This window comes from Streptomyces sp. NPDC019224 (assembly GCF_040632605.1).
GTDB lineage: Bacteria > Actinomycetota > Actinomycetes > Streptomycetales > Streptomycetaceae > Streptomyces.
On the sequence record NZ_JBEYCF010000069.1, the window covers coordinates 19,781 to 33,031 of the forward strand.

The 13,251-nt window shown below is 72.1% G+C and carries 12 protein-coding genes and 1 pseudogene; 4 read left to right on the plus strand and 9 right to left on the minus strand.

Annotated elements, in window-relative coordinates; genetic code table 11:
- Positions 1–56 precede the first annotated feature (56 nt).
- From ABZ564_RS30005 to ABZ564_RS30015, 3 genes and pseudogenes are all read right to left on the minus strand, one after another.
- Positions 57–530: pseudogene (locus ABZ564_RS30005) on the minus strand (DUF2637 domain-containing protein); the annotation flags it as partial.
- A 159-nt stretch (positions 531–689) separates the two neighbouring features.
- Complete coding sequence (locus tag ABZ564_RS30010; protein ID WP_360862272.1) at positions 690–1,580, minus strand: DUF3558 domain-containing protein; 891 nt, start codon at positions 1,578–1,580, stop codon at positions 690–692.
- Between the two features lie 191 nt (positions 1,581–1,771).
- Positions 1,772–2,644 (minus strand): DUF3558 domain-containing protein, encoded by an 873-nt coding sequence (locus tag ABZ564_RS30015; RefSeq protein ID WP_360862273.1) that lies wholly within the window; start codon positions 2,642–2,644, stop codon positions 1,772–1,774.
- Positions 2,645–2,814: 170 nt separating this feature from the next.
- On the opposite strand from ABZ564_RS30015, the gene ABZ564_RS30020 reads away from it, so the two are divergent.
- Positions 2,815–4,008, plus strand: a complete 1,194-nt coding sequence (locus ABZ564_RS30020) for an RtcB family protein (protein ID WP_360862274.1) — start codon at positions 2,815–2,817, stop codon at positions 4,006–4,008.
- 39 nt (positions 4,009–4,047) lie between these two features.
- Here ABZ564_RS30020 and ABZ564_RS30025 read toward each other — a convergent pair whose 3' ends face one another.
- The 3 genes from ABZ564_RS30025 to ABZ564_RS30035 all read right to left on the minus strand — a co-directional run bounded on the left by ABZ564_RS30025 (position 4,048) and on the right by ABZ564_RS30035 (position 6,244).
- Positions 4,048–4,920 (minus strand): hypothetical protein, encoded by an 873-nt coding sequence (locus ABZ564_RS30025; RefSeq protein WP_360862275.1) that lies wholly within the window; start codon positions 4,918–4,920, stop codon positions 4,048–4,050.
- 160 nt (positions 4,921–5,080) lie between these two features.
- Entirely contained in the window at positions 5,081–5,839 is a 759-nt protein-coding gene (locus ABZ564_RS30030) for an SDR family NAD(P)-dependent oxidoreductase (protein ID WP_360862276.1), read from the minus strand.
- A 69-nt stretch (positions 5,840–5,908) separates the two neighbouring features.
- Complete coding sequence (locus tag ABZ564_RS30035; protein WP_360862277.1) at positions 5,909–6,244, minus strand: YnfA family protein; 336 nt, start codon at positions 6,242–6,244, stop codon at positions 5,909–5,911.
- A gap of 90 nt (positions 6,245–6,334) precedes the next feature.
- Between ABZ564_RS30035 and ABZ564_RS30040 the strand changes: the two genes are divergently transcribed.
- Both ABZ564_RS30040 and ABZ564_RS30045 read left to right on the plus strand, forming a co-directional pair.
- The gene (locus ABZ564_RS30040) at positions 6,335–6,859 is read left to right on the plus strand and encodes a hypothetical protein (protein ID WP_360862278.1); all 525 of its coding nucleotides are present in this window, start codon (positions 6,335–6,337) and stop codon (positions 6,857–6,859) included.
- Between the two features lie 50 nt (positions 6,860–6,909).
- Positions 6,910–7,131, plus strand: coding sequence for a hypothetical protein (locus ABZ564_RS30045; RefSeq protein ID WP_360862279.1), 222 nt, complete (start codon positions 6,910–6,912; stop codon positions 7,129–7,131).
- 15 nt (positions 7,132–7,146) lie between these two features.
- Here the strand turns inward: ABZ564_RS30045 and ABZ564_RS30050 are convergent, their stop codons facing one another.
- The 3 genes from ABZ564_RS30050 to ABZ564_RS30060 form a co-directional block, all read right to left on the minus strand.
- Entirely contained in the window at positions 7,147–7,881 is a 735-nt protein-coding gene (locus tag ABZ564_RS30050; protein WP_360862280.1) for a Mut7-C RNAse domain-containing protein, read from the minus strand.
- Positions 7,882–8,108: 227 nt separating this feature from the next.
- Positions 8,109–8,648, minus strand: a complete 540-nt coding sequence (locus tag ABZ564_RS30055) for a GNAT family N-acetyltransferase (protein WP_360862281.1) — start codon at positions 8,646–8,648, stop codon at positions 8,109–8,111.
- Positions 8,649–8,836: 188 nt separating this feature from the next.
- On the minus strand, positions 8,837–9,112 hold the full coding sequence (locus ABZ564_RS30060) for a hypothetical protein (RefSeq protein ID WP_360862282.1): 276 nt from the start codon (positions 9,110–9,112) through the stop codon (positions 8,837–8,839).
- Between the two features lie 413 nt (positions 9,113–9,525).
- Here ABZ564_RS30060 and ABZ564_RS30065 point away from each other — a divergent pair, with 413 nt between their 5' ends.
- Entirely contained in the window at positions 9,526–13,206 is a 3,681-nt protein-coding gene (locus ABZ564_RS30065; protein ID WP_360862284.1) for a S8 family serine peptidase, read from the plus strand.
- Positions 13,207–13,251 lie beyond the last annotated feature (45 nt).

Genomic DNA, 13,251 nt, shown 5'->3' on the forward strand with positions numbered 1-13,251 from the left:
ACGAGTGACAAGACGTGCCTCACGTCCCTGGCGAATCAGTGCGGCATAGAGATATTCATCCTGCGCCAGAGCCGGAAGGTGGGGACGGGGGAGAGCAGCCAGCGGGTGAGGCGGACGCCCTCCATGTGCTTGTCGGCGGTGATGTCCGCGATCCGGCCCACCGCGTGGCGGGCGGCCTCGACGGCGACGACGAAGAGGACGGGGATGACGGCGTGCATGCCGACGCCGAGCGGGTCGGGCCAGGCGGCGGCGCCGTTGAACGCGATCGTCGCGGCCGTCAGCAGCCAGGCGGTCTGGCGCAGCAGGGGGAACGGGATGCGCAGCCAGGTCAGCAGGAGGTCCAGGGCCAGCAGGACGCAGATGCCCGCGTCGATGCCGATCGGGAAGACCAGCGAGAAGTCCCCGAAGCCCTTGCTCAGGGCCAGCTCGCGCACCGCCGCGTACGAACCGGCGAAGCCGATCGCGGCGATCAGCACCGCACCGGCCACCACCAGACCGATCAGGATCCGGTGCGTGCGCGTCAGCTGCATCGCAGCCACCCCCCATCCCTTCCCTGTTCCCTGGCCCTCGGCGCCTCGGCACCGGCTTGACGACCGCTTGGCGCTGCCTTGGCTTGTTTCCGGCGGGCACAGCCTGGCACATGTGTGCGACGGGTGTCGCGGGGGGAGGGGCGGGGGCGGCCCCCGGGGTCAGCGCGAGGTCTTGGGCCTGGCCGAGGAACCGGACTTCTTCGAGGGCTTCCCGGAGGACTCGTCCGACGTCTCGTCGGATGTCCTGTCCGACGTCTCGTCGGACGTCTTGCCGGTCGCCTTGTCCGACGTCTTGCCGGTCGCCTTGCCGGACGTCTTCGGGGAGGCGTCGGCCTGCTCGTTCGCGTCGGCGACGGCGGCGACCGCGTCCTCGGCCGCCATCGTGGCGCCCTTCAGGATGGTCTCGGCGGAGGGGGTCTTCGAACCCGCGTAGCCGGCCCCGTTGTAGTTGACGACCACGACGACGTTCCCCGTACGGGCCACGATCGTCGCGAACCTGAAGTCCTCGTCCGTCTTCGACTGGTCGTACGTGACCTTGGTGGCCTGGTCGCCGATGCCGCTGACGGGCGCGGTCGCGACGTTCTTCGCGTCCTCGGTCGCCTCGGTCTTCTTGACCTGCTTGGCGAATTCGTCCCCGGCGCGGGCGGCCCCGCTGCCCAGGGCCTGGTCCGAGGCGAAGCGGGTGAAGCCGACGTCCAGCCAGCGGTACTGGGAGCCCTCGACGCCCTTGTCGGCCAGGCCGTTCCAGGAGCAGCCCCCCCGGACGGACGCGTCGCTGGACTTGCTGCGGGTGCCCTTCTTGCTCTTGGCCGAGGGGACCAGGGACTTGACGGTCTTCGCCTCGATGGACGAGCAGGGGTCGGGCAGCTCGGCGAACTTCGCCGCCTCGACGGCCGGTTCCGTCTTCGTGGCGGTCGGCGAGGCGGAGGCGGACGCGTCCGCGCTCTTGTCGCCGCCGTCGGAGTCCGACGAGCAGCCGGCGACGACGAGCATCACCGGGACGGCGGCGCAGGCGAGTATGCGGGTGAGTCGCGGGGCTGATCGGTGCATGGTTCCTTCACTCGGATGGCGCGGCGGTCGGGGGACGGTTGTGCGGCGGTGGCCGTGCGGAGACGGGCGGCGGCGATCGGCCGCCGGTGGCTCCGGAGGGCCACCGTACGACGGACGGCGGGCTGATGCCGCCTTCGCCGGCCGGGCCGGGGAGCGGTGCTCCGGGGGGCCGGGCGGCCCGTGGTACGGCGTCAGTCGTTGAACGAATCGACCAGCTGACGGGCCAGTGCCTGGGCCTTCTCCTGGAGTTCCTTGCTGTCGGGCACCTCGGTGGAGAAGGCGGGCTGGGCCGTGTACTCGACGGTCACGATGACGTTGGATGTGCGGAACACCACGCTCACGGTGCGGTGCCGGGCCGTGGAACCCGCCTGGACGAGCGCGTCGTCCAGGAACGCGCTGTCGCCGAGCTTGTCGAGCAGGCGGGGCCGGAGGCTCTCGGCGGGGCTGCCGGAGGTGGTGTCGTCGGTGCTGTCCGCGGACTCGGCGTCGTCGTCCGTACCGGAGTCGGTGCCGGCGTCCGCGTCGGATTCGGATTCGGACGCGGATTCGGACGCGGTGCCGGAGTCCGTGCCGGAGTCCGCCTCCTCGGAGCCGGACGGGGAGGCCTCGGGGGTCTCGTCCGGCGGCAGGGAGGTGTCGGGGAGGTCGGCGGCGGTCTCCTTCTTCGCGTACACCTCGCGGGCCCGGTCGTCGTCGCTCACGGAGGTGTCGTAGGAGACGACGCGCTCGAAGTCGAGGTGGATGCTGCGGGTGCCCTCCGGGGCGTCGGACTTCCAGCGGCAGCCGATCCGCCGGTCGGTGTCGTAGGTGACCGTGGCGGCGCCCTCGAGCACCTTCTCCTGCTGGGCTTCGCGCAGCTCGGCGGTGCCCGGCAGGAGGTCCTTGAGGGTGGCGAGCGGAATGGCGCGGCAGGCGTCCGGCAGGGTGCGGTACTTGCCCGGGGGTGCGGCGGAGACGGTTGGGATGCCAGGCTTGCTGTCGGGGGTGGAACCGCCGGTTCCGGCATCGTCGGTGCAGCCGGCGGCGAGCGCTGCGATGAGCACGGCGCCGGTCGCGTACGCCATTCGTCGCACGGTCCTGGGCTCCCTTCGTGCGAAAAACGGTTGCCGCTCGATGACGGCCGATGGACACAATGTGTATCGCACGCGCTGCCGCGAACGCCGGTCGGGCGACTTTTTTGCCGACCTTGGTGCCGGTTTTGCGCTTTCGGACTTTACGGGGGAATCGAGGGGCTATGTCATATGTAGAAGTACCGGGTGCGAAGGTGCCGATCCGGATGTGGACCGACCCGGCGTCGGTCGAGGACGTGGCGATGCAGCAGCTGCGCAACGTCGCGACGCTGCCCTGGATCAAGGGCCTGGCCGTCATGCCCGACGTCCACTTCGGCAAGGGCGCCACGGTCGGCTCGGTGATCGCGATGCACGGGGCGGTCTGCCCGGCCGCGGTCGGCGTGGACATCGGCTGCGGCATGTCCGCGGTGAAGACCTCGCTGACCGCCAACGACCTGCCCGGTGACCTGTCCGGCCTCCGGTCGAAGATCGAGCAGGCCATTCCGGTGGGCCGGGGGATGCACGACGCCCCGGTGGACCCGTCCGACGTGTACGGCCTCGCGGCCGGGGGCTGGGACGACTTCTGGCAGCGGTTCGACGGGGTGGCCGAAGCGGTCAAATTCCGTCAGGAACGGGCCGTGAAGCAGATGGGAACACTCGGCGGGGGCAACCACCACATCGAGGTCTCGCTCGACGAGTCCGGCGCGGTGTGGCTCACGCTGCATTCCGGCTCGCGTGCCATCGGCAAGGAACTGGCCGACTTCCACATCGGCCGGGCGCAGCAGCTGGCGCACAACCAGGGCCTTGTCGACCGCGACCTGGCCGTCTTCCTCGCCGACACCGAGCCGATGCGGGACTACCGCAACGACCTGTTCTGGGCGCAGGAGTACGCGAAGTACAACCGTGCGGCCATGATGGCGCTCCTGAAGAACGTGATCCGCAAGGAGTTCAAGAAGGCGAAGGTGACCTTCGAGCAGGAGGTCAGCTGCCACCACAACTACGTCGCGGAAGAGCGCTACGAGGGCATGGACCTGCTGGTGACCCGCAAGGGCGCCATCCGGGCCGGTGCGGGAGAGCTGGGCATCATCCCCGGGTCCATGGGCACGGCCACGTACATCGTGAAGGGCCTCGGCAACGAGAAGGCGTTCAACTCGGCCTCGCACGGCGCCGGCCGCCGGATGAGCCGGAACGCGGCGAAGAAGCGGTTCTCCACGAAGGACCTGGCGGACCAGACGCGGGGCGTCGAGTGCCGCAAGGACTCCGGGGTCGTGGACGAGATCCCGGCTGCCTACAAGCCGATCGAGCAGGTCATGGAGCAGCAGCGGGACCTGGTCGAGGTCGTCGCCAAGGTGAAGCAGGTCATCTGCGTGAAGGGGTGAGCGACGGGCGGGCGTATCCGGACGCTCCGCCCGCCTTCACTAGGAGGCGCCGGGCGCCGGAACCTGTCCCGATTTCAGCCGCCACAGACGGACCGAGCAGCTGGCCGCGGTGCGTTCGAGTTCAACCGCTGCGGCTGCCGGGTCGTCCGATCGCAGAAGCAGCTCGTCCTCCCAGGGTTTCCAGCGGCGGTTCTTCGCCCGGGGTCTGAGTCCCGGCGGGCGTTGCCACGCGGAGAGAGACGTGGCGGACGTCTGCTTGCGGGGCAGTGCGAGGCATCCCGGATAGTAGAAGTGCTCGGCCAGCATCACAGCGGCCTCCATCGTGTAGAGAACGTTGTAGACGCCGTCCCGGCTGTTGCGCGCGATCGTGCGCCGGGTGCCGGTGACCTTCTTCGCGTAGAAGCAGAGGTACGCGCCCACGGCCGTGCTGGCCGTGGTGAGTGAAACGAACGGAAAGCCCTGCCCCGTAAGGCCGATGGAACCGTCGGCGTCGATCACACCCCGAAGGTAGTCACGGGGGGAGAAATCGACGCGAGGCGGTTTGATGCGCCGCGACTTGTGGCCGTACGGGATACCGAGTTCGTTGATCATGGTCCGGGCTTCGAGTGAACAGAGGGTCCAGGTCGCCGAGTGGTGGCTGCTGGAGAAGTTGGTGGCCCGGACGCGCTCCGTGATGCTGGAGTTGTACGGGGTGAGCTGCTGGAACTCGCGGAGGATGGCGATGTCCCGCACGTTGATCTCGACGGTGAGGCGCCCTTTTCTGCCGGTTCCGGCAGCGAGGTGCCCGTCGGCCTGGATGAAACCGAACATGTAGCTGTAATCGGGATCGGTGAGATCCATGAACCCGCTCGTGCGGCGCGCCAGAAGGCCGGCGTCGAAAAGCGCGAGGGCGTTAGGGTCGTGCTCGGCCACGGGGAAGCTCCACTTCCTTGGTGGTCAGGCTCTCGGCCGGGCTGCAATCCGGGCCGGGAGCCGCTCTGTATGAAGTTGTGACCGACCGTATGCCGGTGACCTGCGTCGTTTCCGGCGATCGGGGAGCTTTCCCTCGGACGGGTGACGGACTTCGGAGAGGTCAGCCGGTGCGGTGCACCTTCGAGTTGGAGGCCTGGGCGCGGGGGCGGACGACCAGGAGGTCGATGTTGACGTGGCTGGGGCGGGTGACGGCCCAGTTGATCGTGTCGGCCACGTCCTCGGCGGTGAGGGGGGCCTCGACGCCCGCGTAGACCTTGGCGGCCTTCTCCGTGTCGCCCCGGAAGCGCGTGGTGGCGAACTCCTCGGTCTTGACCATGCCGGGAGCGATCTCGATGACGCGGACCGGGGTGCCGACGATCTCCAGGCGCAGGGTTTCGGCGAGGACGTGTTCGCCGTGCTTGGCGGCCACGTAGCCGCCGCCGCCCTCGTAGGTGGACAGGCCGGCGGTCGAGGAGAGGATGACCACGGTGCCGTCGCCGCTCGCGGTGAGGGCGGGCAGCAGGGCCTGGGTCACGTGGAGCGTGCCGATGACGTTGGTCTCGTACATCTGGCGCCAGTCCTGCGGGTCGCCGGTGGCGACCGGGTCGGCCCCGAGCGCGCCGCCCGCGTTGTTGACCAGGACGGCCAGGCTGCGGAACGCGGTCGCGAACTCGTCGACCGCGGCCCGGTCCGTGACGTCCAGCGCGTAGGCCGTCGCCTGGTGGCCGGCCTCGGTGATCTCGGCGGCCAGGGCCTCGATGCGGTCCTTGCGGCGGGCGGTGAGCACGACGCGGTAGCCGGAGGCCGCCAGCTGCCGGGCGGTCGCGGCGCCGATGCCGCTGCTCGCACCGGTGATGACGGCGATGGGGGATGCGGCCATGGTCGGGCTCTCCTCGGACGGCTGATCGATACGTGCCAACGGGGCCAGGATAGGCGGGGCCGGCGCGGCTCAGTGGTTGCGGGGGGCGTACATGATCACGGCCATCCCGGCCAGGCAGATCAGCGCGCCCGTCACGTCCCAGCGGTCCGGCCGGTAGCCGTCGGCGGCCATGCCCCAGGCGATCGAGCCCGCCACGAAGACCCCGCCGTACGCCGCGAGCACCCGCCCGAACTCGCCGTCGGGCTGGAGCGTCGCCACGAAGCCGTACGCGCCCAGCGCGATGATCCCCGCGCCGATCCAGGCCCAGCCGCGGTGCTCGCGCACGCCCTGCCAGACGAGCCAGGCGCCGCCGATCTCGAGGAGCGCGGCGAGGACGAACAGGGCGGTGGAGCGGAGTACGGACATGGGGGAAGGGTGTCACGGGCCGCGGATCGCGAGACGCGCCGAACCGGTGGGTAAATATGCGTAATTCGGGGTGATCGGTATCTTCAGGGCATGTTTCTGACGCGTAGGGCTCTGCTGGGGGTGTCCGCTGCGGCGGCGATGACGGCGGCCGCGGTGCCGGCCGCGGGCGGGACGGCCGTGGCGGACGGTGCGCGGGGCTCCGGCCCGCCGGTGGTCCGGAGCATCGCGCCGGAGGCGGACGTCTCGCACCACGGACACGTCACGCTCTGGGGCGCCGGGCTCGGGATCTGGCTGCGCAGCGAGAACCGGGGGCCCTCGGACCTGGAGGGGGTGACCGTGCGGCTGCGGGTGTCCGTGCCGATGGCCGGCCGGCAGGAGCTGCCCGGGGAATGCCTCCAGGCCGGCCCGCGGACCGTGCTGTGCCGGACGGGCCCGCTGCGCGCGGACGGCTCCCGGCAGCAGCGGCTCGCGCTCGAACTCCGGCTGCGCGGCCGGCCGGACGAGGCCGTCGTCCGGATCGGCACCGCCTGGAACGGCGGGGCGACGGACCGCAACAGCCGCAACAGCGAGCACGAGGTACTGGCCCTGGCCACGGGGGACGAGTACGTGTTCTGAGCGCGGGGGCGGCCGTGACGGGCGGGTGGTCCGGTCGCCCGGCCGGTTGCGTGACCCGGGCGCGGGACACCGCGGACCGGCGGCGGGCGCTCGTGGCGACCGTGCCGGAGCGCATGGCGGAGTCCGGGGCGGTCCAAAAGCGGCGGAACGGCGGCCGGGACGGCTTGTTCGAGGCGTACGACGACGAGATGGCGCTCCGCCTCGGCCACACGCGGCGCACGGTGGAGCCGAGCGCGACGCGGATCGCGCGGCTGCGCGAGGGGGACGCCTGACGGGCCCCTCCCGTCTCAGCCGGCCACCGGGCCGAACTCGCGGACCGCCTCCGCGACGATCGCCTCAAGACGGGCGTGGTGCGCGCCCCGCCAGTACACCCGCCCGCACTCCGCGCACTGCGCGAACACGTCGTACGAACGGCGCGTGCCGTGCTCCAGGTGCGGGCCGACCGTGTTCTTGTCGGCCTCCGCCAGCGGGCCGTTGCAGGCGGTGCACCGGGTCCACGGGGCGAGCGCCGGCGCGAACCGCTCCAGCACGTCCCGCAGCTGCTCGTCCGGCTGGTCGCTGTAGACGTACGCGCCCGCCCAGATCTCCCGGCGGTGCAGCAGCCCCCGGTCCCGGGAGAGCAGGACGCGCCGCTCCTTCGCCGAGAGCGCGGCCAGGGCCGGGTCGCCGATGTCCTCGCTCTCGTACGCGGCGTCGACCCCGAGCAGCCGCAGCCGCCGGGCGAGGGTCCCGAGGTGGACGTCGAGCAGGAAGCGCAGGGGTGCGCCCGGCACGTGCTGCGGGCGGGGCACGGGGCGGACCTCGACGGTCTCCCCGGCCGCCGGGATGTGCGAGACGGCGGCCGGGCGGCCGTCCACGAGGAGTTCGCCCGCCTCGGTGAGCGGGATGCCGAGGGACTCGACGACGTGGCCGAGCGTGGACGAGCCGTCGGTGATCACCGGCGTCCGCCCCTGTCGGCGCCCGTGGGCCACGAAGAGCCTGAGCTCGGGGGCGACTTCGAGGTGGATCTCCGGTCCGTTCACCCGGTCAGGATGCCACTGGGGCCGGCGCGGTGACCACGGATTTCAGCCACGGAAGGCGGCGTGCTCCTCGGCCCAGGCGGCGAAGGTGCGGGCCGGGCGGCGAACGCGCGGGCCGGGCGGCCGGTGAGGTGGTGGGCGGCGATCGGGTCGGCCGCCGGGCCGGGGACGAGGACCGGCCGGAGGACAGGAGCACGAGGTCCCGTAATCCGGCCGCCCCTCCCTCGGCGTCAGGCGTCCGTGCGCAGGTCCAGCCGCCAGTCGTTCGTCAGGAGCGGGTGGCCCGGCGGGTACTCGATCTCGCACTCGCCGAGCAGCGTGAAGCCCGCCTTGCGGCACACGCCGTTCGACGGGCCGTTGTCCACGGACGGGTAGGCGTGCAGATAGCGGTGCCTGCGCTCGGCGCGCGCCGCCTCGGCCACCGCGCGCGTCGCGGCCGACGCGATGCCCCGGCCCTGGAACTCCGGGAGGACCGCCCAGCCCGTCTCGTACACCTCCTGGTCCCGCCAGGACCGCTCCCAGAAGCCGATGGTGCCCACGGCCTCGGCCTCGCCGGCCAGGGCGACGCGGAACATCCGGCCCCGGCCCGTCCGGTCGGCGCTCAGCGCGACGTAGCGCGCGTGGCGCCCCAGGAGCTGCTCCTCCGTCTCGGGACCGCCGAGATGGGCCATCAGCTCCGGGGCGTTGGCCCGGCGGAGCAGTGCCAGGTCGTCGTCCGACCAGGGCTCGATCCGCACGGATGATGCTGCGTTGCGCTTCACGGCGGCCATGACCGCACTGTAGGGCGGGGTACTGACAGCCGGCGGGCGGCCGGCGCCGTGGGCGGGACGCCGGGCGTCGCCGTGAAGTCCCCGTCCGGGTCCACGTCCGGGTCCGGGTCCACGTCCGGGTCCACGTCCGGGTCCGGCGCGCCGACGATGTCCCGGGTGCCGCGCCGCGGACCTCGGCTGCCGCGGTCCTAGGACGCGGTGGCCCTCGCGGGCGGGGACTCGCTGTTTTGGGGGCCGGGGTCCGGGAGGCGGCCGTCGTAGAGCCCGCCGAGTCTGAGGTACGCCTCGCCGACGGCCTGCTCGGCGTCCCCCAGCGTCGCCCGCCCGGCCAGCCGGGCGGCCTGCTGGGTGTACGGGGACGGGGGCGCGGGATGCCCGCGCCGCCACCAGGCCCTCGCCACCGCGTACAGGCCGCTGGCGAGGAGCAGCGCGGGAACGGAGAGGGTGAGGAGGATGTCGCCCATGGCAGCCTCTTTCAGGAGACGGTGTCTCCTGCATCGGCAGGTCGGCCGGGCTCTCTGAAGATCATTCTTCGGCCATTGAATGGCTGGATACGAGGGTCCTACACCTGTCCTTCGAGCGCATGATCGCAGGTGGCCGCCGGGTGGGACCGGCCGCTGCTCACCGCCTCTCCGAGCGCCGCCAGGAAGTCCTCCGTACGCGGGCGCGTGGGATGAACCGGGCGCGCGAGGTGGACGGTGGCGACGGCGTACGTCCGCGCGGTCGGGGGCGGTCGGAGGGGGCGGGTACGCCGGGTGCGGTGAGGGGCGATACCGCCGCCTCGAGAGGGGAGCGGCGCAGTCCGGTTACCGCCATGTCGGGAATCCGACACCGGCCAAGGCTGTGCAGAGGAGGATACGGCCGCTAAACCGATGCCATGAGATCCATATCCAGGCGCCGGTACCTGCCGGCCGCCACAGCGCTCACCATGGCGCTCACCGGGTGGGCGGGCGTGCCGGCAGCTGCCGCGGACCCCGAGGGGGCCCCGACGGCGAGTGGCTCCACCGGAACGTCGTACGACATCACTCTGGTCACCGGCGACGTCGTCCACTACACCGACCTGCCCGGTACCCAGGACGTCGTGACGGTCGATCCCGCGGACGAGGGCAAGGGCGGCGTACACGTCCAGACCCAGGCCGGCCACACGTACGTGGTGCCGGAGCAGGCGATGCCGCTGCTGGCCGCCGACAAGCTGGACCCGCGCCTGTTCGACGTCACCGGCCTGGTGGCGATGGGGTACGACGACGCCCGCTACGGCTCCGTGCCGCTGATCGCGACGGGCTCCGGCCGCGGCCGTTCGGCCCGGCCCCCGGCCACGCCCGACGGCGCGACGCGGGTGCGCACGCTCGGTTCGATCGACGCGAGCGCGCTGCACGCCGACAAGGACCGCGCCCGGACCTTCTGGAAGGACGTCGCCCCGGGCGCCGCCCCGGACACGCTGGCCGACGGCATCGGCAAGCTCTGGCTCGACGGCCGGGTGACGGCCTCGCTCGCCGACGACACCGCCCAGATCAAGGCGACCGAAGCCTGGCAGAAGGGCTACGACGGCAAGGGCGTCAGGATCGCGGTGCTTGACACCGGCGCCGACCTCGACCACCCGGACCTCGTCGGCCAGGTCGAGGCCTCGGAGAGCTTCGTCGCCGGTCAGACCGTGGACGACGGCAACGGTCACGGCACCCACGTGGCGTCCACCATCGCGGGCACCGGCGCCGCTTCCGGCGGCACGGAGAAGGGCGCCGCCCCCGGCGCCCGGCTGCTGGTCGGCAAGGTGCTCGGCAACTCCGGGTCCGGCGCGGACTCCGCGTCGATCGCGGGCATGGAATGGGCGAAGGCCCAGGGCGCGGACATCGTCTCGATGAGCCTGGGCTCCTCCACGCCCTCCGACGGCGACGACCCCATGTCGCTGGCCGTGGACGCCCTCTCGGCCGACGGCGGCCCGCTCTACGTGATCGCCGCCGGCAACGCCTACGACCCCGGCAGCATCGGTACCCCGGGCGCGGCGGCCTCCGCGCTGACCGTGGGGGCCGTCGACGGGCGCGACGAGCGCGCCGAGTTCTCCAGCCAGGGCCCGCTGTTCGGCACCCACCGCCTGAAGCCGGACGTCTCGGCGCCCGGCGTGGACGTCACCGCCGCCGCCTCGCAGTCCGTGCCCGGCTGGACCGGTGGCCTGTACCGGACCATGAGCGGTACCTCGATGGCCACCCCGCTCGTCTCCGGCGCGGCCGCGATCCTCAAGCAGCGCCACCCCGACTGGAGCGGCGAGCGCATCAAGAACGCGCTGATGACGACCTCCGAGCGGACCACTCAGAGCCCGTACGAGGTGGGCACCGGCCGCATCGACGCCGCAGCCGCCGTGGACACCGTCATCGAGGCGACGGGCTCGGTCGAGGCCGCCACCTACAACTGGCCGAACGCCGACGCGAAGCAGACCGTCCGCACGATCAGCTACCGCAACGACGGTGACCGGGACGTCGTGCTCGACCTCTCCATGGACACCGACGAGGACGCCTACGCGCTGTCGGCGTCCCAGGTCTCGCTCCCCGCCGGCGGCACCGCGTCCGTCACGCTGACCCTCGACCCGTCGAAGGTCGCCGCGGGCACCACCTTCTCCGGCCAGGTCACCGCCACCGACACGGCCACCGGCGCGGTGGCCGCGCACACCGGTTTCGCTCTGTTCAAGGAGCGGGAGATGTACGACTTCACCATCAAGGTGAAGGACCGCGACGGCAAGCCCGCCACGGACTCGGTCGTCATCTACGATCCGGCCGCCACCGAGCCCATGTACGTCACCGTCGACGGCGAGACGACGCTGCGCCTCCCTCCGGGCCGCTACACCGCCTCGTCCTACATGGACGTCCCCGGTGACGGCCCCGACTCGCTCGGCAAGGCCTACCTGCTCGCCCCCGAGGTCACGCTCGGCCCGGACAGCCCGCCGGCGAGCGCCACGCTCGACGCGAGCCAGGCGCGCAAGGCGTACGCGCTGCCGGAGCGGGAGAGCGAGACGACCATGGCGGTCTTCAACCTCTCGCGCGACTACGCCGGTGCGGCGGACCACGACTGGACCAGCACCATGCAGCTGCCGATCGCGTACGACTCCGTGTACCTGACGCCCACCGCCAAGCCCGCCGACGGTTCCCTGTACGGGTTCCTGCACTGGCGGATGCGGCAGAAGGCCCTCGAGGCGCGCACGGGCAGCGGACACGACATCTCCCTGCTCTCGCAGCCGAACACCCCCTACCACGACGGAACCCGCACCCTTCCGACGGTGTACGCGGGACAGGGCGCGGCCACCGACTACGCGGGTCTCGACGCACACGGCAAGGCCGTCGTGATCGAGCGGAGTGCCGCGGTCTCGGCGAGCGCACGGGCGAAGGCCGCCGCCGACGCGGGCGCCGCGATGCTGCTCGTCGTCAACGACCAGACCGGCAGGCTCTACCAGAGCTACAGCGGCGGTGGCGACGTCACGGTCGCCTCGGTGGAGCGCACGGAGGGGGCCCGGCTGATCGCCGAGGCCCGTTCGGGCCACGGCGAGCTGCGCACGACGCAGCGGCAGTACCCGGACTACACCTACGACATGCTGCAGAAGTTCCAGGGCGGTGTTCCGGAGAAGGCGCTGGTCTACCGGCCGCACGACCGTGACCTGGCCCGCGTGGACAACAGCTTCTACGCCCCGGCCGGTACGGCGGGCTTCGGAAGCCGCTACTTCGTGCCGGCGTCGGGCGGTCCCGCCCTGGGCGGCGACTTCTACGAGAGCTACGGGCGCACCGTCACCGAGTACGTCACCCCGCGGACCGAGGCCGTGGGCACCTGGTGGGAGCACCACGAGGGCCTGGGCGGGGCGTCCGGCTACCGTGAGAGCGGCTACACCGGGTCCTACTCCGCCGGGCGCCACGACGGGGCATGGTTCAAGCCCGTCCAGGCACCCCGGCTCGCCCAGGACTACGCCACCTACTACACCAGCTCCAACACGGTGGTCTGGAACGTTCCGACGTTCTCCGGCGGCGACGACGGCCACAGCGGGTTCGGCGGCACCGCCCGGAGCACGCTGATGCGCGGCGACACCCAGGTGGTGTCGGTCAACTCCCGCGCCGGCCGGGCGATGAACCTGACCGCGGGCCCCTACGAGTTGACGGTGACCGGCGAACGCACCGGCACCGCCTGGACCACGTCGACCCGGACGAAGACCACCTGGGGCTTCGACTACCAGCCGCTGCCCGCCGGCGACCCGGCCCGTGCGAACCTGCCGATGCTGAACCTCGGCTACGACGTCGACACGGACCTGCGGGGCTCGGTGGAGGCGGGCAAGCGCCTCGAACTCGGCCTGAGCGCGGCCACCTTCCCCGGTGACGTGAAGGCGCGGACGGCCACCCTCCAGGTGTCGTACGACGACGGGGCGACCTGGCAGGACGCGAAGCTGAAGCGGACCGGCGACGGCCGCTGGACGGCGGCCTTCAGCACGCCGCGCGACGCCACGGCGGTCTCGCTGCGCGCCGCCGCCACGGCGCCCGGCGGACTCTCGGTCCAGCAGGACGTCATCAGGGCGGTCACGCTGCGCTGACGGACAGCGGATACGCAGGCGGGGGTGGTCCGGGCACGCCGGACC